This is a genomic window from Pseudomonas sp. NY15354, from assembly GCF_048068075.1.
Classification (GTDB): Bacteria; Pseudomonadota; Gammaproteobacteria; order Pseudomonadales; family Pseudomonadaceae; genus Aquipseudomonas; species Aquipseudomonas guariconensis_C.
The window spans coordinates 69,340-90,000 of sequence record NZ_JBLUPV010000008.1; the positions used below are offsets into that span (position 1 = coordinate 69,340).

Below are 20,661 nucleotides of genomic sequence, written 5' to 3' on the forward strand. Positions count from 1 at the left end.
TGGACACGGTTGCGCCAGGTTGCCGGCACTCCTGAACGATCTGGCCTTTGAACGGTTTCGGACAAGAACTTCATTGGCGCATGGGAATCCCAGCGATAGGGTGATCGCGTCCGCTTAAAAAACGCGGGTACCATCGCCCTCAATGCTGGCGTTCGAAAGGTGAGTTCGCCGGATTCTTACGTTTGTGTCTCCAGAGGAGCACCTTATCGACAGTTTTTCAGACTTGCAGGGGAGTCTAGGACGCGTCGCCCGGCTCATTCACGGGGTCGATGTTCTGTACTGTGTATCCCGGTTTCCAGGTAACTGGCAGGTCAAGAGACGCAGGCAACGCATCAATATCGTCCTGCATGAAAACCGCCTTGATCTCGCCAATGATGAGACCTTCAGCATCGGCAACCCTATGAGGTAGCGTCACGTCCGTTGCCCGCTTTTGGCAAGGATCTGTAGTTGGGTCAACGTATCGGGACGACTTTTTTATCTTGATTTTCTCTGATAGCTGACACCGACAGGTTGCCTGTAGCAGCTTCCTGAATGTGGTCGCTCCACCACGCCATCAGAGGGCGTCTGCGTTCTATGTAATCTGCTCGGTTGTACGCGCTACGTACCTCGTCTTTATCGACGTGGGCAAGCGCAACCTCGATCAATTCAGGATCCCAGCCGTGCTCGTTGAGGATGGTGCTCGCCATAGAGCGCATCCCATGGCTTACCAAGCGCCCTTCGAAACCCATGCGCTTTAGCGCCATGTTGGCGGTTTGGCTATTGCAGTGGGTACGAGGGTTTCGGTCTGCGGGGAACACAAATTCCCGATGTCCACTGTAGGGCTTGATCGCTTCTAGGAGTGTAAGAGCCTGCTCCGTGAGCGGGACAATGTGCGCGCGGCGCTTCTTCATGCGCTCCGCAGGAATCGTCCAGATCTTCTTCTCGATGTCGATATCTGCCCAGCGGGTGGTTGCTGCCTCGACTGGCCGGGTCATGGTGTGGAGCTGCCATTCGATCAGGCAGCGGGTTGTTCTTTTTATGCTGGCATTGGCGATTGCCACCATGAGCTCTTTCAGCTCATCGGGGGGTAGTGCTGCCATGTTTTTCTTTTTCGGTTTCTTGAAGACGGAGCGGATACCGCTGAGCGGGTTCGCGTGAATTAGTCCCGAGTTGACCCCGTAGGTCATGATCTCGTTGAGCCGCTGCGTCAGCCGCTTCACGGTTTCAAGGCTGCCCTTGGTTTCGAGTGGCCGGAGCAGGCTGATGACTTGCGGTGCGCTGATGGCTGAGATCGGTGTGGAGCCCAAGTCTGGGAATATGTGCAATGCTAGCGAGCGCCAGATGTCCTCAGCGTAGGCCGGCGTCACAGCATCCTTCTTCAGTTCATACCAGGACGTCGCCACATTCTGGAATGTGTGCTCAGTCGCAGCTTGTTTAGCTTGCAGCACAGCATCCCGTTTCTCTTTAGGGTCGATACCGTGGGCAAGTGTTTCCCTCGCTTCAACGGAGCCCTTGCGTGCTTGCGCTAACGAGACTTCGGGGAAGGTTCCCAGTCCCATGTTGATCCGCTTCTTCGTCACTGGGTGCCGGTAGTTGAAGTTCCATAGCTTAGAGCCATTGCTTCTCACTCTCATTTGAAGTCCGCCGCCATCAAATAGGACGTAGTCCTTTTCAGCAGGCTTTGCAGATTTGACTTTGAGTTCAGAGAGGCGGGTAGCTTGTGCGCACATTGGCATTCCATACTTGATTTTGGCATTCCAAAAATTAGCACCTACGGGCTTGGAATGCCATTTGGAATGCCAAAAGGTATAGCTGCTCATGGACGTCCGTGGACGCCGATGGCGTTGAAAGCCGCGTATTTTCTGGCTTTCAGGCACAAAAAAAGACGTCCGTGGACGTCTTTAGATGTAAATTTGGTGGAGCCGGGGGGAGTTGAACCCGCATCTGGCAATGCTACTTCGTGTTGAGCTAATTAGATCGAACACGGTTTGAATCAGACTTGCCTACTTCCATGTAGTCCATTTCCCAAACATACTCCTGCAGCCTTTCAGGCCGTTGCCGTGGCTCCATCAGCGCTCTAGTCTCGCCAGGTCGTTGCAAATCCAACGATCGGTTTTGACAGACCGTTGCTGATGAAGACTGCACGTGCTCGCTTATGGCGGCTGTACGTGGGGCACCTCGTGTGCGCCGAGCTCCTTCATCCTCGGTCTGTCAACCCGCGTATAGCTGCCACCTTCTGTTTGACAGCGGTAGTTGGGAGCTTCACTTGATGAAGGATGTCACTATGCTCAAAACTGTCCCCGACCCACCCATACCATCCGAATCCCTCACCACCCTCGAAGAGATCCTCATCCAGATCTCCGAATACCTGGTCTGCGCCCTGACCGTTTCCCAACACAGCGTCCAGCTTCACGCCAAGCCGCCCGGTCAGGTCCTGGCCTTGGCAGCCATGCACGAAATCGAGCGAGCCCACGCCTTGGCGGAGATGGCGCTGAGTCGTGTGCAGGCGCAGCACTGATCACCTGTAGTCTGTTTCCGAAATGGTGCGAGTTCCCTCGTAAGCCTGTCCAGATGGTCTAGCCTCGCAGTGTTCGTCGTTCTTCATCGATGGCGGTAGACCAGGCTACGGGCAGAGATCTGCGTAGGGTTGCGCAGGTCGGTTTGGTTGCTCTGTTGATGTTGAGCGGCGAGCACTTGGATTGATAAGCGCCTCTGGTTAATGCCGGGGGCGCTTTTTTTCGCGGTGGGCGGGTGAAAGACTGGGGCCGCTTTTGCGGCCCATCGCGGCGCAAGGTCGCTCCTACATGGAGGCGTGTGATCAGCGGGCAGCAATCGTGTTGAAGCGAAACGCCAGCGCTGGGAGGCTAGGGCGGTCTGGTTCGTTTTCTGGCAGGTACAAGGGTTGGCCTTCCAGCGAAACGTATTCGCTCTGCTTCAACGCGTCGGCAATGCCAATGCGCATATCGCTTGGGTTGACCCACAACAGCCCTAAGTCGAACAGGGTATGCACGTCAGCCCTCAGCAACAGCCCATTGGCAACCACGTTGGTTTCATCGCCGAGGTAGGGGTGGATATGGGCTGCCTCCAACACCTGCTGCAACGTGCAGCCTGTCATGGCGCAGCGGCCTTTGTAGGCCTTGAGCAATTGCTTTCGGAATTGAGGTTGGCCGCGTCGCCGAACGATCGACGCCAGGGTGCGCGTGCGCGCGTCGCTCAGGTCATCGGGATTGAAGGCGCCTTGGGTGTCTAGTGCTTGCTCGATCGTTACCGGAAGATTTTCTCCAACTGCGTCCGATACGCGCCTCAATACGAACGATGTCGGGCCGCTGCCTTCATGGTCTTCACACGTGAAAACACCTTCGTAACGAAAACCCGCGCCAGGATATTCGTACTTCGCCTTGCGATAGAAAACCAGCAGCTCCAGGCCTCGTTCGCGGTGCTCCAGAATGAGGGCATCGGTTCGCCCCCTGGTTTGTCCTTGCATGCGAAGGATGTCGCCTTCCAAGGCGTCTTCGTATTGGGTTCTGTCGGAGGTCTTGTGCTCGGTGATGAACAGCCAAACAGAGTCATACCCCTTTGGGCGGAAGATCCCGGTGTTGAGTGTGGCGTCGTGAATGTCGAAGCGTGCCTTGAGGTCCGCTCGGCTGTAAACGCTGCCTGGTTCCAACTGCTGCGATGTGAATACGCTGGGTGAGATTCCGTTAGGTGGAAGAGTGGAGGGCATCGTCACGAGGGCATCCTTGCAAGCGAGGGCAGGGGCCTACATTTCGCCGCTGCCAGGGATGCCCGATACCTTACTTCCTTCAGAATTAATCAGGAAGCATGTAGGAGAATTCTCTAGTTACAGAGGGCAGGGGTGGGGATTGATAGGCGCCTCTGGTGGCTGTCAGAAGCGCTTTTTTGTGCCCGTGGCGCAAATCAAGCACCGAGCAGCCCATCACTGACACAAGCCCGCTCCCGAACGTAAAGCGTTTACCTTTGGCGTTGAATGTCAGGCTGCCGCCCTCACGCAGGCGGCCTGACATACACAACCTGGTCACGCCCATTCTGCTTGGCGGCATAGAGCCCTTTGTCGGCGCGCTCCAGTGCGTCATCGATTTTTTCACCCGGGGCGAAGAGGGTGCAGCCGATGCTCAGGCTAACCTTCAACTCAGCGCTGGGCAGTTGCATCGGGTTGCTACCGATCTGTTCACGAACGCGCTCGGCAATCCGCTTCAGTTCTTCGCTGTCATTGACCTGCAAAATAGCGACGAATTCTTCTCCGCCGTGGCGCACGAGCAGGTCGTCGGGGCGAAGGGCGGCTCGCAGGCGGCGGGCGCATTCACAGAGCACTTTGTCTCCGCTTGCATGGCCGTACGTGTCGTTGATGGATTTGAAATGATCGAGGTCTGCGTAAATGGCTGCCAGTCGTAAGCCACTGGCAGCGGCCATCCGCCGGTGGTGGTCTTCAAACGCGGTCAACGCACCGCGGTTCCACAGTTGGGTCAAAGGGTCGAGCAGCGCTTTACGATGCTCTCGATCCATTTCAAGGCGTAGGTCGCGGTTGGCCTGGGCCAAGGCACGCAGTTGCAAATAGCCTTCTGCGAGGGTGGCCAGGTCCTTGAAGTTCGCTTTTTGGGCGTCGCTGAGCACGCGGGGGCGGGGGTCGAACATGCACAGGGTGCCGATGGCCTTGCCGTTGCCAGCGCGTAGCGGGTGGCCGGCATAAAAGCGGATATGGGGCGCGTTGAGCACCAGCGGATTATCAACGAAGCGCTCATCGTACCTGGCATCGGGGACCATCAAGGTATCGTCACCGAGAATGGCGTAGCCGCAGAAGGAAATACTCCGTGTCGTCTCGCTTACCTCAAGCCCGATTCGGGCTTTGAACCACTGCCTGTCCTGGTCGATGAGGCTGATAAGCACCGTGTCCACCTGGGCCAGATCCTGGGTGAGCCGTACCAAGGTATCGAGGTAGTGCTCGGCTGGGGTATCGACCAGGTTCATGTCATCGAGGGCGCGCTGGCGAAGCGCTTCGTCAACGGGCAAAGGGCAAGCTGGCATGTTCAATCTCCCATTCCTTGGTTCACGGTTTCCGGAGTTGGCAAGGTGCAGTTTCTGTTCATCGTCAAACCGAGCACAGCATAGGTTATGGGCATCAAGACTACGACAGTACGGACACGCCTGAACGCCCCGTCATCCATTTCTTCGCGAACATGTGATTTCTCCCACTCGATTGTCGTCAAGAATGCCACCCCTCGCTGTCGTCTGGGGGACTGATGACTGGGCCTTCCATGCAAACGCTGTTGAACGAAATTCTCGACGAAGTGCGTCCCTTGATCGGCAAGGGCAAAGTGGCTGATTACATTCCTGCGCTGGCCGATGTGCCCGCGAACCAGTTGGGCATCGCGGTCTATGGCAACGATGGCAGCTATTACTGCGCAGGCGACGCGCGGGTGCCGTTCTCGGTGCAAAGTATTTCCAAGGTGTTCAGCCTGGTCCAGGCGATCGAGCACTCGGGTGAGGCGATTTGGGAGCGGCTGGGTCATGAGCCTTCGGGCCAGCCGTTCAATTCCCTGGTGCAGCTGGAGTTCGAGCGCGGGCGTCCGCGTAACCCGTTCATCAATGCCGGGGCACTGGTGATCTGCGATATCAACCAGTCGCGCTTCGCAGCGCCCACGTTGTCGATGCGCGATTTCGTGCGACGGTTGTCGGGCAATCCGCACATTGCGATCGATACCCGGGTCGCTGACTCGGAGTATCAGTTCCGCGCGCGCAACGCGGCCATGGCTTATCTGATGCAGTCATTCGGCAACTTCCATAACGAGGTCGAGACGGTGCTGCGCAGTTATTTCAGCTACTGCGCGCTGCAAATGAACTGCCTGGACTTGGCCAAGGCGTTCTGTTTCCTGGCCAACGATGGGTTCTGCAAGCACAGCGGCAACCAGATTCTGACCCAGCGCCAGACCCAGCAGGTGAACTCGATCATGGCCACCAGCGGGCTGTATGACGAAGCCGGAAACTTCGCCTACCGCGTGGGCTTGCCCGGCAAGAGTGGCGTAGGCGGCGGGATCGTTGCGATCGTGCCGGGGCAGTTCACGGTCTGCGTGTGGTCGCCGGAGTTGAACGCTGCGGGCAATTCGCTTGCCGGGATGGCGGCGCTCGAGTTACTCAGCTCAAGGATCGGCTGGTCGGTGTTCTGATCGGCACTCGGCCGCAACATCTTTACAGCACGACAGCTTGAGGGGTGTCGTGCTGTAAAACCTCGCCACGCAGCCTACCGCCAGTAGTACCCTGAACACTCATGTTGAAGCGCCCCCGGGAATTCCCAGTTTCGAATCAGGTACTGCTCCGCACCCGGCAGCGCGCAGTCGATATGGCGGCGATTGAGCGCCGGTTTGTGCGCTGCAATCAACACCGACTCCACGGCGCGGATTGCTTGCGCGGTGAGCTGTTGCCCCTTTTCAAGGGTGCCCAGGGAGACCGAGAGATTGGCGTGATACCAAAAGCGGCCCTTTAGATGTTCCCCCAGCCGCGCCCGAAAAGACCGGCCAGTGGCGGACATTTTCGTCTCGCCAATGTACAGAAGTACATCCGGTCCATAGACCGGATGACGCCCATAGAGGCAGTAGAACCCGGTGCGCTGAAAGTCGTCTGCCTCTGGAAGCCCATGCACCTGGATGTTGGCGTCATAGTGGATCTTGATCCGATCGGACCAGGAAATATCGACAACGGTGAATTCGGTCATGGGGTTCTCTGGGCAGAGATCGAGCAGGCGTGTTGGCGTGTCATCTGCGTTCTGGTTGGCGATAGCGATGCAGGGCATGAAGGGACAAGGCCAGGACCACGGGGATGTGCAAGGCCATGGAAATCGCGCCGATGTCGTACCAGACGTGCGCAACCGTATTGAGATAGAAGAACAGCGCAAACAGCCCGATGATCGACTGCAGCAGCAACTGCGGTTTGTCTTTTTTCAAGTGGCTGCGGGTTCTGTCGAAGGCAATGCCGCTGAACACGATGCTCAACAGGAACCCTACGATAGGGACGAGCAGGAGTGAATGTGCAGTGCCGGCGTAGGCCAGCTGGCGAGCAATGAAGGTATATGCGCCAGCCAGGAGGATCAGGGAGGAGGTCAATACAAAGGCGAACAGGTAGAAGTATCCATTCAAGATGCGCTCGAGCAGAGGCTTTTCCTGGCGTTCTTCCTCCTGCCTGTTTCTCGGTATGCTCACCGCGGCCGTCAGCAGTCCCCCGCCCAGGCCTCCGAGTGTCATGGCGGTGAACGTCGTCAGCAGGCCAGCCAACTCGATCTTGCCGAGCAGCCACTCGCGTTCGTTCTTCAATGAGGCGGCATTCTTGGGCGGTGTAGTTGCCTGAGCAGGCGTGCGCTTCTCATCCACGGGGGCCGGCGCTTTGAGCTCTGAGAGTTGCGCCTCCACCTCGATCAGTTGTTTCTTGGCGCTGAGGTTACCCGCGGCGATATCCGCGGTGATGACCAGCGCCCCGCAGATGGCGAAGGTAAACCCCAGCATCAGGCCACGTGCGGTGCTCAACTTCAGCGGGATGATCGCGGCGACGAAGGTCACGATGCCCCAGACGACGAGCATGTCGAAGAACGGGGTTTGTATCAGCTCGTTCCAGTTATCGAGCTTGGAGAAGTATTCCTGCTGCAGGTTGCTCAAGAGCGGTTGGATACTCGACTGCACGTTTTTGTCCGAAGGTTGCGAGAAGAATCAAGGGTTCCCCTGCTAGATCGCCCACCGTTCGGAGAACTTGAGCCTTTTCGGTGCGCTGTAGAACGTTGGCCATGGCGGCATCAACGGCCGCGCCGCAACCCCGCCGCCAACGCCACGGTCAACACCACCGCCAGCACCACGGCCAAGGTAAACGTCGCCGCAATCCCCAACGTCTCCAGTAGCCCCGCCACCACCAGATAAAACGCGATCACCCCCACCGCGCCAATGGCATTGCCCCGCACCATCGCCGCCATCCCCGCGCGCCCACCCTGCACATGAGCAAACACCACCAACGGCCAGGCGATCACCGGAATCGGCGCCAGCATCCCGCTCGCCGCCGGGCCCAGCCAGCTGGCAAAGCCGGTGGTGACCATCAGCAAGGTGGTGGCGGCCACCATGCGCAGGGGGATTTCCCAGTAGCGATGACGGGGCTTGGCCAGCAGGTCGGGCTTGGGTTCACGGTCGGTGGCGCGGATCAGCCAGGTGATAAGCGCCAGGGTGACGGCAATCGACAGGTACAGGCTGCCGCCGTGGGTGAAGGTGTAGGCGGTCACGGCATAGAGCACCAACGCCAGCAGGGCGGCCCAACCGATGCCAATGCGCCGGGTCGCGTAGAGGTAGCAGACGTAGGTGGCCTGCACCGCCGCCAGGCCGCCCAGGGCACCGGGCACTGCGCGCAGGCTGAAGGCGGTGCCTTGTTCCAGGCACAGGAAGGTCATTACCAGCGCGGAGGTAATGGGCAAGCCGGACAGCAACCCACCCAGCAGGCCGCCCCAGCGTCGGGAGGCGAGGGAGACGGCCCACATTAGCAATGGGGTGACGATGAGCTTGAGGTAGAAGAGGGTCATGGCCGCCGGCTCGTCCGCGTCGATTGTGCCGGGGAGCCAGAGGGCGTGGGGATGGCACGGTCTTCCGGCTTCATGCAATCGGTCCTTGAGCACAGACGGGTGTGACCGAGCATGCGGTGCTCCAGTGTTGATGGTCAACCCTTGTGCGCGCCGTTGCTGAGGCGGCTTTTCGGGGCCGGCGAAAAAGCCTCGAAGGGGCGGGCAGGGAGATGACGAGGTTCTTCGGAAGGCACCGACATACAGGCCATCAGGGGCTCCGTACGCTGCGGGTTTTGCACGTGGCGGCTGGTTTTGCGCCATGTCGGTTCTTCAGACAGGATGCTTGATGAGACTTACACGCTTGGACGAACTCGGAGCACGCCCCTCGACCTACCTCGCGCGGATGCGCGTTGAGCAACTGATAGATCTGCCTCGGCTGTTCGCGGTGATCGATGCAGACCCGGCGCTGGTCGGGGCGGGGGTGGTTTATATCGATGCGCAGTACAACATCGTCAACCTGCGTAGGTTTCAGGCGATGTGCAGTGTGGTACCGAAGCGGGTGGTGATTCAGGAGCTGAGGCGGCATGTTACGCCGCAGCAGTATGTGGAGCAGGTTCAGCGAGGTTCGCGAGAGTCCCGGCTGTTTGCGGAGGTGGCAAACGCAGGCTTGGCGTGTGCTGGCGCTATTCTGAGTGGAGTTATCATGATAGGGGGTGGCGGTTTCTCGGCAGTTTCAGCCGGCCTCGCGTTGCCGCTCTTCTATCTGGGCGCAGCTGGAACGGTGGCGGCTGCCGGACAGTGCCTCATAGGTGGTATCCGGAGTTACCATGAGTACCACGATCGTGATCGAGTGGATGCTCTAGATAGTCAAGAGTGGTATAGGATCGTTTCCCAGTTATTGGATGCAATATCGCTGCTGGGTGTGACGGGATGGTCTGTCAATACAATTAGATTGCTGCAAATCCGTAAAGCTAAAACCGGACTTAGTTGGTTGCGGCTTTTGCAGCCATTGAGTCGACAGCAACGTAAAGCACTTACTTATGAGTTGATGCGGCTCAAGCATCCGAGTCTCACAAAAAAACAGTTTAAACTCGCTCAGCGTGCGGGTGAAGTGAAGAAGCGCTTGGTGCCGGCAGAGGTGAATCGAGCCACCTCTGTGCTCATACAAGAATTTTTTACGAGTTTACTAACTGTGGTCGGAAGCTCGCGTGTTCAGGTGATCGCCATAAGTTTCATGGAGTTTGAACAAAGATGATGCCTGGTGAAGCATTGCCTTGGGGGGTTAGACAGTATCTTCCGATATTCGCGATTATCTATGTTTTTACATTGATGGCAGGTGCTGCTGCATTGTCGGGAATTGCTCAGGCACTTCCGCTTCGTCTCGATACGGTAGGTGAGGAATATGTTGCCGGGATAGGCTTGGCATTCTTCATATCTATTCAAAGTTTTTTTGTATTGCGAGCTCATCCTCAGGCGCTAAGAATACTCATCATTTTACTTCTAGTGTTTTTTGGATGCGCTTTTTTGACCTACAATATGTCAATTAAGCCCATGCTCGCTCTTATGGCTTGGCTTCCCTCATTGATTGCCTTATGGCTGCTGAACACCCGTCGCTTCCGAGGCCTTTGGAAACGCCTCTGCGTCATGCGCAGACGCCGCACTTGCCAGCGGCGCCTGATCAGGCAGCTCAAACGAATGCGCAGGCGTTAAATTTTTGATCCTTTGATAACGACGTCGTCTTTGCGGCCGTATTTGCGGGTAAACCGGAGCGCCGAATAGACTAGTACAGAAAAATAAGGTGGTTTTAGAAGTGGACCGATCTCGGGTTCAGTCCATTGTAATAACTCTCATCGAGTCTGGTTCAAAATGATATTATCCGGAAACCTTCCGGCTTGGATCAGGCCTTATATCTTAATCTTCTTGATTAGCATGGTCCTCACTGTACTTTCCAGTGGGGCTTCAGTGGTTATAGCCGCTCAGTGGATTACTTTCGGCTTTCCAAAAGAGCTAGAAATGTTTGTTGCAGCGAGCGCGTTGAGTTTGTTTGTCTGGATACAGACCTTCTTAGTGCTCAGAGCCCATCCACGAGCGGTCAAAACGCTCGTGGTAATACTACTGGTGTGTCTCGTGAGCATTCTGGCAGGTTACAAGGCGACGCCAAATCCTAAGATTGTCATCATGTTCGCTATTCTGCCTTTGACAGCGTTATGGCTAATGAACACCCGACGCTACCGGGGTCTTTGGAAGCGCCTATGCGTCATGCGCAGGCGCCGCACCCGCCAGCGGCGCCTGCTCAGGCAGCTCAAGCGAACGCGCAGGCGTTAGACTTTTGATCCTTTTAATAACGATGTCGTCTTTGCGGACGTATTCGGGTAAACCGGAGCGCCGAACCGCCGGGCTCACAGGGACAGCGGTGTTCTTCATCGCACCGGAGAACTTGTTTGGGTTTATCCGCGAATAGGTCAGTGCAATAACATGAGGAGTTTTTGTGGAAGGTATTCAAACGATCGCCGCAAGCGTCATGGAACTTGATCCAGAATGATGCATGCAGAAAAAATACCTGCTGGGTTTAGGCCCTACCTGCCGATATTTTTGGCAATTTATTTTCTTACTTTTGCATCCGCCGCTGCTGCGTTGTTTGGCGTAGTCGAAACGCTAGGTGTGCGGAATGTTGGTGTCTTGCATTTTGCGTTAATGGTTTGCGGTACGTATGTAGTTGTTCAGAACTTTTTTGTAATGCGAGCTCATCCTCGGGCGCTTAGTTCGCTGGTAATGTCACTTCTGATATTTTTTATCTGCACACTTCTGACTCTGGGGTTCTCTCCGAAGACCGATTTCTCACTGGTGACTGGGCTTCCCTCATTGATTGCCCTATGGCTGCTTAATACTCGTCGCTTCAGAGGACTCTGGAAACGCCTATGCGTCATGCGCAGGCGCCGCACCCGCCAGCGGCGCCTGCTCAGGCAGCTCAAACGAATGCGCAGACGTTAGATTCTTAATCCTTTTGATAGCGGCGTCGTCTCGTAATGAAGTATGTAAGAAAAGAACTTTCAACCTGGATCAAGCCTTATTTCGCGATTTTTGCCGCCGTCTTTCTTCTCTCTGTGGCAGCAAGTGTCCTCGGGGCGACGAGTGTCGCGGAAATGTTCCTCACTGGCCCTATGAGGGAACGTACTTTGGATGCTATGGCTGGCTCCATTAGTTTGGTTGTATTGGTTCAGATTCTTTTGGTTTTGAGAGCCCATGTACGAGCACTCAAAAGTTTAGTGGTATTGCTGTTGATTGCCCTGATCAGCATCCTCGCAACTTATACGGCCTCATCCAATCCTCAAATGAATTTTGTTCCCGCCATTTTTCCGTTGGCAGCCTTATGGCTGCTGAACACCCGTCGCTTCCGAGGCCTCTGGAAACGCCTGTGCGTCATGCGCAGACGCCGCACCCGCCAGCGGCGCCTGATCAGGCAGTTGAAGCGCACGCGCAGGCGTTAGCGTGTTGATCGTCCTGATTACGGCGTCGTCTTCGAGGACGCCTTCGCGGGTAAACCCACACAGGTTCCGCGGCGCTATCAAGAACACCGCTGTACTTGTGGTGGCAAACCTACAGGCTTGAGTCGTTCGCACAAGTCGATACCTGCAGGTCCCTGTGGGAGATTCTATGGTGCCGGACAAGCTCGAATCGTCTTCGGTTGGTATTCCTTGACACGGCTCAGCCGTGCAAATACCCCCCAGGCTTCGTCGGTTTCCACCGGAATTGCACTGCTCTCAAGACTTGCGCAATCCCTGTGGGAGCGGGTTTACCCGCGAAGAAGGCACCACAGAACAAGGCCAAGCGTTGACCTGACAATCGGCGCAAACACGTGTAGGCACTGGCGAAGCCTGCGATGCGCTGCAACGCAGCCCCATGCCGCCACATCCTGGGGCCGCTGCACGGCCCTTTCGCGGCAGCCCCGTGGGATTTCAGGTCGGCAGCACGCCTCGGGCGCGGGAGAGGTCTTCGATCATGTCTTCCTGGCCGCCTACGGTGCCTCGGCGGCCTAGCTCGACCAACAGCTCGCGGGCAGAGATGCCGTACCTGAGCTCGGCGCGTTTGGCGAACAACAGGAACGGCTTGCGCAGCGGGGGTGAGTTGGGCTTTCAGGTTGTGTGAATATCCGGTTTGGTGGTGGCGCCACTGGCGCTTTTCGCCTTTACGGCGACCTACTTTTGCTCTTGGGCAAAAGTAGGCAAAAACCGCTGGCTCCCACATCAGCCCCGCCCGTGGCGGGGTTCCCTCTTCATTGCCTTGCGGGGCTTCGCGGCCTCCGGCTGGCTGCGCCAGCCTCCATCTCGCGACTTCGGCTCTCGCCGAAGTGCGCTACGCGCCTGCCCCTCCAGACACCTCCACTCGGCCTCCTGAGGTCGCGATTGGTGGTGCCTGGTCCATCGCGCATCAACGGCAAATAAGCTAATTATTTGTTGACAGTTCCGGCCTATTCGCGGGTAAACCCGCAGGTCAGCGCCGGGGCTCAGCCGTGCAAATACCAGCCCTGGCGCAGGCGCAGCGGTGTTATTGAGAGCACCGGAGACCCTGTGGGCTTTAGCCGCGAAGCAGGCGACGCGGTGTCTGGCACCGGCTGCGCCGGTGTTCGCGGGTGAACCCGCTCCCACAGGGGGCAGCGCAAACCCTGTGGGCGTGGATTTTACCTGCGACCGTTCGCTCCCCAAGGGCTTACTTGAGCAGCACGCGACGCTTGGTCAGCTCCCCGTCATCTCCGCCCGGCCAGTGCAGTTCGACCAGGACCTCGGTCTGGGTGCCGTCCTGTGATGGGCGTACCTGGAGCATGGCGAAGTTCTTCGAGCCGGCCATGGCGTACCAGCGTTCGCAGACGATGTCCTTGACGCCGGGCATGCTCCCGCCCGCGCTGATCGCGAGCTTAAGCACGCCGGGTGCCGGCATGCGGGAGATGGCACTTGAGGTGACCTGGAACACCTTGGCAGCCGGATACCGCTTGTGCAGCAAGCGGAACACCGCCGCACAGTGCACGTCGCCGCTGAGAAACACCACGGGCTTGGCGCTGTTGCCCAAGGCATCGAACACCAGATCCAGCAGGCGTTTGCGTTCGGCCTGGTTGCTCTCGTGGTCCCATTCGTCCATGCAATCGTCCTTGAACGATCCGATGTCGGCGTAATTGGTCACGGCGTTGCGCCAGTGCATGACCGGCACCGGCGACACCACGAACACCGCCTCGGCGTTCTGCACCGGCGCGCTCTTGAGCCAGGCGGCAAAACGCGCCATCTGCTCGCTGCCAAGCAACTTGCAGGGGTCTTTGGCCTCGATGTCGTGATGACCGCGCATGTCCAGCACGTAGAACGCCGAATTGCCCTGCTCGAAGGCATAGTCCCACTGGCAGGCATCGGGGTTGTCCAGGTCGATCGGTGTGGGCGGGTTGTGGCTGTGCTCGTACTCGTAGTACACCCGGCAGGCAGCGCGCCACATGAGGTCCACCAGCATCTGGTTGGTCGTGGTGTTGTTGCTGCGCTCGAACAACAGGGAAATGCGCTTGCGCCGCTCGACTTTGGTCAGTGAGCCCCAGCCGTCCATGATCTCGTGGTCGTCCCAGATCATGTACTGGGGCAGGCGCTCATAGATCTCCCGCTGGGCCGGTACGTTCCAGTAGACCCGGTAGAACCAGCGGTAGAGGTTGCACAGGTAGCGCTCGATCCCTGCTTTGTCGTAGCCCTTGCCTTTGCCTTTGCTGTAGGCCTGCAGCAGCTCGTCCTTGTTGTCCTTGAGCCACTCCCAGATATCCAGAAAACCGTTCTTCTTGTTGGTGTCCACGTACACCTGGTCGCCACCGCCGATGACGAAAGTGGCGCGTTGGTCGGCCAACTGCTGATGCATCAACGGCCAGGCACCGGCACTGCCGTCGGCACTGATCGGGTCGTGACAGCTGTAGAAGCCGAAGGTGAGGGTGCTGGAGGCCTTGGGCGGGGTCACGAAGAAGCGCGGCCGATCGCCTCCGATCTCGGTGCGCCGACCCACCTTGCCGGCATCGGTTTCGTCGCTGATCAGCGCGTAGTAATAGGTGGTGGCAGGCTTCAAACCTGTGACGTCGAAGACGCCCGTGACATCGGTGTCGAAGTCCAGCGTCTTGGCCTGCAGGTACACAGGCTTGATGCCTTGGCCTTGGAAGTATTGGGTGACGGGCAGCTCACCGAGGCGGACCATGTCGCCGCGCATCGGCTCGGTGGTGACCGCCAGGTACCAGGTGCCTGGCCGATAGAGGCGCACCCACAGACGAGTGCTGTTGGGCGTGGTGGCGCCAATCACGGCGGCGCTGGAGAGTTTGGTGTATTTGCTTTCGTTGGAGGTAGGGTCGAGCAGTGGCATGGGGTCATCCTTGGTGCGTCCCGGTGATATCGGCCAGTAAAGACTGGGTTTAGCCGTTTCGCTTGCTCAGATGTCCCATGCCCTCCAGGGATTCATCAGCCCAGCACTTCTCGCACTCGGTACCACAGCATCCCCAGTGCCAGCAGCGGCGAGCGCAGGGCTTTGCCGCCAGGGAAGGTCAGGTGCGGCACGGCGCTGAACACGTCCAGCCCCTGGCTGTGTCCCACCGCGATGGATTCGGCCAGCAATTTGGCAGTCCAGTGGGTGACGTTCAGGCCATGGCCTGAATATCCCTGGGCGTAGTAGACGTTCGGGTGCTGGCTTAACCGGCCGACCTGGGGGAAGCGGTTGGCAGTGATGCCGATCATGCCGCCCCACTGGTAGTCGATGCGCACATCGCCCAGTTGCGGGAACACCTTGAGAACTTTAGGCCGCATGTAGGCGGCGATGTCCTTGGGATCGCGCCCGGAATAGTGGCAGGCGCCGCCGAACAACAGGCGGCGGTCTGCCGTGAGGCGGTAGTAGTCCAGGCCGACCTTCTGGTCGCACAGGGCCATGTTCTGCGGGATCAGCGCCTTGGCGACGTGCTCAGGCAGGGGCTCGGTGGCCACGACATAGCTGCCGGCCGGCAGTACCTTGCCGCTCAGCCGCGGTTCCAGTTCATCCAGATGGGCGTTGCAGCCGAGCACCAGGCTCTTGGCGCGGACCTTGCCGCGCGCGCAGTGCAGGATCACGGTGGGGCCGTGCTCGATGCGTTGCACCGGGCTCTGCTCGAAAATCTGCACACCCAGCTGCTGCGCCGCGCGGGCTTCGCCCTGGACCAGATCGAGCGGGTGCAGATGGCCCGAGCCCATGTCCACCAGGCCGCCGGCGTACTGGTCGCTGGCGACCACATCGCGAATCCGCTCGGGGCCGACCAGGCGGGTTTCGTGGCGGTAGCCCAGCGCGGCCAGATCGTCCTGCTCATCCTCGAAGGCGGCGAACTGCGCAGGGGTGTTGGCCAGTTCGCAGAAGCCCCAGCGCAGGTCGCACTCGATGCCGTAGCGGGCGATACGCTCGGCCACCAGCGCCACCGAGTCGATGCCGGCCTGCTTGAGGTAGCGCACGCCATCCTGGCCAACGTAGCGGGCGAAGCCGCTGACGTCATGGCCGATGCCGCGGATCAATTGCCCGCCGTTGCGCCCGCTGGCACCCCAGCCGATGCGCCGGGCTTCGAGCAGAATCACCGACAGGCCGCGCTCGGCGAGTTCCAGTGCGGTATTGACCCCGGTCAGGCCGCCGCCGACCACACAGACATCGGCGGTCAGCTCGCCTTCCAGCGAGGGGTAGGGCGTCGAACTGCGCGCCGTGGCGGCGTAGTAGGACGCGGTGTGTTGGGTAATAGACATGGCTCGTGCTCGGCTCAGCGGTTGGACTTGATCTTGCTCCAGGAGCGGGTCATGACGCGCATGATCTTCGGGCTCGGGGTGTTGGAGACATACAGCTTGTCCAGCACCGCCTGGGACGGATAGATCTCGGGGTTGTGCACCAGGGATTGGTCCATGTAGGCCTTGGCGTCCGGGTTGGCGTTGGCGTAGCCGACGGTGGCGCTGACCTTGGCGATCACCTGTGGGTCGAGCAGGTAGTTGATGAAAGCCAGGGCCTGCTCCGGGTTGCTGCTGTCCTTGGGAATGGCGAGCAGGTCGAACCACAGGTTGCTGCCTTCCTTGGGGATGCTGTAGGCGATCTTCACGCCGTTGTTGGCTTCCACCGCACGGTTGGCGGCCTGGAACACGTCGCCCGAGTAGCCGAAGGCCACGCAGACATCGCCGTTGGCCAGGTCCGACACGTACTTGGAGGAGTGGAAGTAGGTGACATAGGGGCGCAGCTCCATCAGGCGTGCCTCGGCCTTGGCATAGTCGGCGGCGCTTTCGCTGCGTGGGTCCATCCCCAGGTAGTTGAGCACGGCCGGGAACAGCTCGTCAGGCGAATCCATGAAGGCCACGCCGCACTGCTTGAGCTTCTTGAGGTTCTCCGGCTCGAACAGCACCGCCCAGGAGTCGACCTTGTCGATGCCCAGCACCGCCTTGACCTTCTCGACGTTGTAGCCGATGCCGTTGGTGCCCCACAGGTACGGCACCGCATACCGGTTCCCGGGATCGTTTTGCTCCAGTTGCTTGAGCAGCACCGGGTCCAGGTGCTTCCAGTTCGGCAGTTTGTCCCGGTCCAGCGGCATGAAGGCGCCGGCCTGGGCCTGGCGTGCCAGGAAGTGGTTGGACGGCACCACCACGTCATAGCCGGTGCGTCCGGCCAACAGCTTGCCTTCCAGGGTTTCGTTGGAGTCGAACACGTCATAGACCACCTTGATCCCACTGCTGGCCTGGAAGTCGGCCAGGGTGGTGTCACCGATGTAGTCGGTCCAGTTGTACACGCTGACGCTCGGCTGGGCCTGGGCGGCGGCGCCGAACAACAGGGTGAATGCAGCGGGAATCAGGGTTTGCAAATGACGCATGTCGACACCTCGTTGGTCTTGTTCTTCGAGTTCGGTGTAACAAAGGTTGCACTGGCTCATGAGCAGCGCGTAGCCCTGTGGAAGCGGGTTCACCCGCTCCCACAGGCGTCTCGGGGATCAGACGCTCAGCAGCAGGAACTCACGCTCCCAGGAACTGATCACGCGCTTGAAGTTCTCGTGCTCGGCGCGCTTGACCGCCACGTAGCCCTGGACGAACTGGCGGCCCAGGTATTCATGCAGGGTCTGGCAGTCTTCCATGTGCTGCAGGGCGTCTTCGATGGTGATCGGCAGGCGCAGGTTGCGGCGCTCGTAGGCGCGGCCCTGGACCGGCGCACTCGGCTCGATCTTCTCGACCATGCCCAGGTAGCCGCACAGCAGGCTCGCAGCGATCGCCAGGTATGGGTTGGCGTCGGCGCCCGGCAGGCGGTTTTCCACGCGCATGGCCTCGGGGCTGGAGGTCGGTACGCGCAGGCCCGCGGTGCGGTTCTCCTCACCCCATTCGACGTTCACCGGCGCCGAGGTGTCCGGCAGGAAACGACGGAACGAGTTGACGTTCGGTGCGAACATCGGCAGCACTTTGGGGATGTACTTCTGCAGGCCACCGATGTGGTGCAGGAACAGTTCGCTCATGCTGCCGTCTTCGTTGGCGAAGATCGGCTTGCCGGTGGCGATGTCGACCACGCTCTGGTGCAGGTGCATGGCACTGCCTGGCTCGTCGGTGATCGGCTTGGCCATGAAGGTGGCGGTGACGTTGTGCTTGAGCGCGGCCTCACGCATGGTGCGCTTGAACACGGTGATCTGGTCCGCCAGATCCAGGGCATCGCCGTGACGGAAGTTGATTTCCATCTGCGCCGGGCCGTCTTCGTGGATCAGCGTGTCCAGGTCCAGGCCCTGGACTTCGCACCAGTCGTAGACGTCTTCGAACAACGGGTCGAATTCGTTGGCCGCATCGATGGAGAACGACTGACGGCCGCTTTCGGCACGGCCCGAACGCCCCAGCGGGACTTGCAGCGGCAGGTCCGGGTCTTCGCAGCGCTGGGTCAGGTAGAACTCCATCTCAGGCGCCACGATCGGCTGCCAGCCTTTGTCGGCATACAGCTTGAGGACCTTCTTGAGCACGTTGCGCGGCGACAGCTCGATCGGATTGCCGTGCTTGTCGAAGGTATCGTGGATGACGATGGCGGTAGGTTCGATGGCCCATGGAATCTGGTACACCGCCGCAGGGTCAGGGCGGCAGACCATGTCGATGTCGGCCGCATCGAGCAGATCGTAGTAGATGTCGTCGTCGACGTAGTCGCCAGTGACCGTCTGCAGCAGCACGCTCTCCGGCAGGCGCATGCCGCGCTCGTGGAGGAACTTGGCAGTCGGCGCGATCTTGCCGCGGGCGATGCCGGTCAGGTCGCTGATCACACATTCGACTTCGGTGATCCGGTGTTCTTTCAGCCAGGTGGACAGCTGATCGAAGGGGGCGTTCATACAGACCTCTTAGTTGGGTTTTATGGGCGAGTCCGCGTTGGAATCTTCCCAGGCGACGCGCTGAGGACTATCTTGGTCGCAGCCCCCCGGGGCGATCTATCCATTTTCTTCGGCAACAAATGCACCAAAAGAGTGCATAAGGGACTCGAGCGTGACAACGCCCAACGCCTTGCAGGTCCAGGCTTTCCACACCACCGACGTGACCGAACAGGTGCGCGCCACCCCTGGCTGGCAGCAGCAATACCGGCAAATGTCCCCTGGGCATTTCAATGGTCATCTGCGCTGCCTGGGGCTCGATGGCGTGGAGGTCTACGAAGAACGGCTCAATACCCGGGTGGAGCAGTTCTTCCGCGCACCGAGCGGGTCGCTGGCATTCTGTTTCGACCGCAGCGAGAACAGCCTGTACTTGCTCAACGAGGACAGCCGCAACATCTGGATTACGCCGGAGAACTACCAGGAAGTGGCCGTGGTGTTCGACCAGGCGTTCATGGCCCGTCACGGCCTGGACGTGACGCGTCTGGAAGGGCTGTTCATGGTGCCGCTGGGCAGCGGCCAGAACGCGCTGTTCGGCAGTTGGCTGAGCGCCACCCTCACACGGCTGGCCGATGCCGATAGCCCGCTCGAAGGCCAGGCCCTGGCCGAGCAACTGCTCGAAGACTGCCTGTTCATCCTCGACAATGCTTGCCAACGCCTGCAAGGCGATGCCTTGGGTCGGCGTGACGAGGAGCGTGCGATCATGCGCCGGGTCAGCGAATGGGCCGCCGACTGCCCGGAAGAAACCCTCAACCTGATGGAGCTGGCTGAAGTGGCCGGGGTGTCCCTGCGCCAACTGCAGCAGGCCTTCAAGGCGTTTACCGATATGCCGCCAGGGCAGTGGCTGCGCCTGCGCAGGCTCAATGGCGCGCGGCGCGACCTGCTGCGCCATGGGGCAGGGGGCGTCACCGTGGCCGAGGTGGCGATGCGCTGGTCGTTCTGGCACCTGGGGCGGTTTTCCGAAAGCTATCGGCAGCTGTTCAAGGAGTTGCCGAGCGAGACCCTCAAGCGCGGGCGCGGGTAGTTTCCGTCAGTCGCCATTCTTTGCCGTGGCAGGCGTCTGCAGCCGGCGGGTTTCCTCTTCGATGAAGCTCAGCAATGCGGTGACTTCGGTGTCGCCCAGGCGCAGGTTGGGCATCGCCAGACCTTTGTATTGTGTGTACAGCAGCATGGCCAGCGGGTCTTTCTCGGCCAGCATCTGATCGGGCTCCTTCAACCAGCGCACCAGCCAGCGAGGGTCGCGTTGGCGGGTCACGCCCAGCAGGTCCGGGCCGATTCCACCCGCGCCGTTGGGGCCGGCATCGCCAAGGCTGTGGCAGGAAGAGCAGCGGGTCCTGAAGATCTGCTCGCCACTGCTGGGCGTGCGGATGTCGGCGGCTTCGGCGACGGCAGGTGTGTCGGCCTGCTTCCAGTTGTGCAGGCTCTTGCCCAGGCGGTCGGCGAGGATGTACGGGCTTTCGAAGGGGGAGGCCTTCATCCAGCGGCCGGTGGCCTGGTTGCCAATGATCAGGCTTAGGTTGTGGTCCTTGGAGCGGCCGTTTTCCAGGCCTTCGATGAACAATCCGAGGCTGCGGCGCAGCAGTTCGATGTCGTCGGGCTCGCCGGTCAGCAGGGTCCAGCCTGGGCCGATGCCGAACTTGTCGGCGTAGCGCTTGAGGGTGGCCGGCGTGTCGTTGTAGGGGTCGATGCTGATCGAGTAGAAGAAAATGTCCTTGCCGACCCGGTCGCCGAGCAGTTTCTGCACTTGCCGAAGCCGCGCGGTTTCCAGGGG

17 protein-coding genes and 1 pseudogene (1 of these 18 only partly in view) are annotated in these 20,661 nt (G+C 59.6%); 6 read left to right on the plus strand and 12 right to left on the minus strand.

Going from position 1 to position 20,661, the window contains the following annotated elements; translation table 11 throughout:
* Window positions 1–452: 452 nt before the first annotated feature.
* Complete coding sequence (locus tag ACNFCH_RS10645) at window positions 453–1,709, minus strand: integrase domain-containing protein (RefSeq protein WP_416742787.1); 1,257 nt, start codon at window positions 1,707–1,709, stop codon at window positions 453–455.
* A gap of 554 nt (window positions 1,710–2,263) precedes the next feature.
* Between ACNFCH_RS10645 and ACNFCH_RS10650 the strand changes: the two genes are divergently transcribed.
* Entirely contained in the window at window positions 2,264–2,497 is a 234-nt protein-coding gene (locus tag ACNFCH_RS10650) for a hypothetical protein (protein WP_416742746.1), read from the plus strand.
* Between the two features lie 300 nt (window positions 2,498–2,797).
* On the opposite strand, the gene ACNFCH_RS10655 is transcribed toward ACNFCH_RS10650, so the two are convergent.
* The gene (locus ACNFCH_RS10655) at window positions 2,798–3,703 is read right to left on the minus strand and encodes an HNH endonuclease (protein ID WP_416742788.1); all 906 of its coding nucleotides are present in this window, start codon (window positions 3,701–3,703) and stop codon (window positions 2,798–2,800) included.
* A gap of 281 nt (window positions 3,704–3,984) precedes the next feature.
* Window positions 3,985–5,022, minus strand: coding sequence for a diguanylate cyclase (locus ACNFCH_RS10660; RefSeq protein ID WP_416742789.1), 1,038 nt, complete (start codon window positions 5,020–5,022; stop codon window positions 3,985–3,987).
* Between the two features lie 230 nt (window positions 5,023–5,252).
* On the opposite strand from ACNFCH_RS10660, the gene glsB reads away from it, so the two are divergent.
* Window positions 5,253–6,161, plus strand: coding sequence for a glutaminase B (gene glsB, locus ACNFCH_RS10665; RefSeq protein WP_070094453.1), 909 nt, complete (start codon window positions 5,253–5,255; stop codon window positions 6,159–6,161).
* Window positions 6,162–6,235: 74 nt separating this feature from the next.
* Here the strand turns inward: glsB and ACNFCH_RS10670 are convergent, their stop codons facing one another.
* From ACNFCH_RS10670 to ACNFCH_RS10680, 3 genes are all read right to left on the minus strand, one after another.
* Window positions 6,236–6,706: a hypothetical protein gene (locus ACNFCH_RS10670; RefSeq protein ID WP_043213602.1), complete on the minus strand. Its 471-nt coding sequence runs from the start codon at window positions 6,704–6,706 to the stop codon at window positions 6,236–6,238.
* 40 nt (window positions 6,707–6,746) lie between these two features.
* Window positions 6,747–7,640: a hypothetical protein gene (locus ACNFCH_RS10675; protein ID WP_416742747.1), complete on the minus strand. Its 894-nt coding sequence runs from the start codon at window positions 7,638–7,640 to the stop codon at window positions 6,747–6,749.
* 134 nt (window positions 7,641–7,774) lie between these two features.
* Window positions 7,775–8,542, minus strand: a complete 768-nt coding sequence (locus ACNFCH_RS10680; protein ID WP_416742748.1) for a hypothetical protein — start codon at window positions 8,540–8,542, stop codon at window positions 7,775–7,777.
* A 325-nt stretch (window positions 8,543–8,867) separates the two neighbouring features.
* Between ACNFCH_RS10680 and ACNFCH_RS10685 the strand changes: the two genes are divergently transcribed.
* From ACNFCH_RS10685 to ACNFCH_RS10695, 3 genes are all read left to right on the plus strand, one after another.
* Complete coding sequence (locus tag ACNFCH_RS10685; RefSeq protein WP_416742749.1) at window positions 8,868–9,776, plus strand: NAD synthetase; 909 nt, start codon at window positions 8,868–8,870, stop codon at window positions 9,774–9,776.
* A complete protein-coding gene (locus tag ACNFCH_RS10690) occupies window positions 9,773–10,231 on the plus strand; it encodes a hypothetical protein (protein ID WP_196163483.1) in 459 nt (152 codons plus the stop codon). Before ACNFCH_RS10685 ends, ACNFCH_RS10690 begins: the two co-directional genes overlap by 4 nt.
* Before the next feature lie 1,316 nt (window positions 10,232–11,547).
* A complete protein-coding gene (locus tag ACNFCH_RS10695; RefSeq protein WP_337160414.1) occupies window positions 11,548–12,009 on the plus strand; it encodes a hypothetical protein in 462 nt (153 codons plus the stop codon).
* Between the two features lie 468 nt (window positions 12,010–12,477).
* On the opposite strand, the pseudogene ACNFCH_RS10700 reads toward ACNFCH_RS10695, so the two are convergent.
* The 5 genes and pseudogenes from ACNFCH_RS10700 to ACNFCH_RS10720 form a co-directional block, all read right to left on the minus strand.
* Window positions 12,478–12,624: pseudogene (locus ACNFCH_RS10700) on the minus strand (4-hydroxy-2-oxovalerate aldolase); the annotation flags it as partial.
* Window positions 12,625–13,228: 604 nt separating this feature from the next.
* Complete coding sequence (locus ACNFCH_RS10705) at window positions 13,229–14,890, minus strand: alkaline phosphatase D family protein (protein WP_337157176.1); 1,662 nt, start codon at window positions 14,888–14,890, stop codon at window positions 13,229–13,231.
* A gap of 95 nt (window positions 14,891–14,985) precedes the next feature.
* The gene (locus ACNFCH_RS10710; RefSeq protein ID WP_337157177.1) at window positions 14,986–16,278 is read right to left on the minus strand and encodes an FAD-binding oxidoreductase; all 1,293 of its coding nucleotides are present in this window, start codon (window positions 16,276–16,278) and stop codon (window positions 14,986–14,988) included.
* 14 nt (window positions 16,279–16,292) lie between these two features.
* Window positions 16,293–17,381 carry a polyamine ABC transporter substrate-binding protein gene (locus ACNFCH_RS10715; RefSeq protein ID WP_196164820.1) on the minus strand — a complete coding sequence of 363 codons (1,089 nt, stop codon included), beginning with the start codon at window positions 17,379–17,381 and terminating at the stop codon, window positions 16,293–16,295.
* A 117-nt stretch (window positions 17,382–17,498) separates the two neighbouring features.
* Window positions 17,499–18,857 (minus strand): glutamine synthetase family protein, encoded by a 1,359-nt coding sequence (locus ACNFCH_RS10720; protein ID WP_070092964.1) that lies wholly within the window; start codon window positions 18,855–18,857, stop codon window positions 17,499–17,501.
* Window positions 18,858–19,008: 151 nt separating this feature from the next.
* Between ACNFCH_RS10720 and ACNFCH_RS10725 the strand changes: the two genes are divergently transcribed.
* Window positions 19,009–19,914: a helix-turn-helix domain-containing protein gene (locus ACNFCH_RS10725; protein WP_416742750.1), complete on the plus strand. Its 906-nt coding sequence runs from the start codon at window positions 19,009–19,011 to the stop codon at window positions 19,912–19,914.
* 6 nt (window positions 19,915–19,920) lie between these two features.
* On the opposite strand, the gene ACNFCH_RS10730 is transcribed toward ACNFCH_RS10725, so the two are convergent.
* Window positions 19,921–20,661 carry the 3' portion of an SCO family protein gene (locus ACNFCH_RS10730; protein ID WP_416742751.1) on the minus strand. 240 nt of this gene lie beyond the right edge of the window, so 741 of the gene's 981 nt are visible here — the last part of the coding sequence; its start codon lies off the right edge, out of view — the gene reads right to left on this strand; the stop codon is at window positions 19,921–19,923.

Coding starts and splice junctions, on each gene's coding strand:
- ACNFCH_RS10645 (WP_416742787.1), bottom strand. CDS start 1,709: ATGTGCGCACAAGCTACCCGCCTCTCTGAACTCAAAGTCAAATCTGCA.
- ACNFCH_RS10650 (WP_416742746.1), top strand. CDS start 2,264: ATGCTCAAAACTGTCCCCGACCCACCCATACCATCCGAATCCCTCACC.
- ACNFCH_RS10655 (WP_416742788.1), bottom strand. CDS start 3,703: ATGCCCTCCACTCTTCCACCTAACGGAATCTCACCCAGCGTATTCACA.
- ACNFCH_RS10660 (WP_416742789.1), bottom strand. CDS start 5,022: ATGCCAGCTTGCCCTTTGCCCGTTGACGAAGCGCTTCGCCAGCGCGCC.
- glsB (WP_070094453.1), top strand. CDS start 5,253: ATGCAAACGCTGTTGAACGAAATTCTCGACGAAGTGCGTCCCTTGATC.
- ACNFCH_RS10670 (WP_043213602.1), bottom strand. CDS start 6,706: ATGACCGAATTCACCGTTGTCGATATTTCCTGGTCCGATCGGATCAAG.
- ACNFCH_RS10680 (WP_416742748.1), bottom strand. CDS start 8,542: ATGACCCTCTTCTACCTCAAGCTCATCGTCACCCCATTGCTAATGTGG.
- ACNFCH_RS10685 (WP_416742749.1), top strand. CDS start 8,868: ATGAGACTTACACGCTTGGACGAACTCGGAGCACGCCCCTCGACCTAC.
- ACNFCH_RS10690 (WP_196163483.1), top strand. CDS start 9,773: ATGATGCCTGGTGAAGCATTGCCTTGGGGGGTTAGACAGTATCTTCCG.
- ACNFCH_RS10695 (WP_337160414.1), top strand. CDS start 11,548: ATGAAGTATGTAAGAAAAGAACTTTCAACCTGGATCAAGCCTTATTTC.
- ACNFCH_RS10705 (WP_337157176.1), bottom strand. CDS start 14,890: ATGCCACTGCTCGACCCTACCTCCAACGAAAGCAAATACACCAAACTC.
- ACNFCH_RS10710 (WP_337157177.1), bottom strand. CDS start 16,278: ATGTCTATTACCCAACACACCGCGTCCTACTACGCCGCCACGGCGCGC.
- ACNFCH_RS10715 (WP_196164820.1), bottom strand. CDS start 17,381: ATGCGTCATTTGCAAACCCTGATTCCCGCTGCATTCACCCTGTTGTTC.
- ACNFCH_RS10720 (WP_070092964.1), bottom strand. CDS start 18,857: ATGAACGCCCCCTTCGATCAGCTGTCCACCTGGCTGAAAGAACACCGG.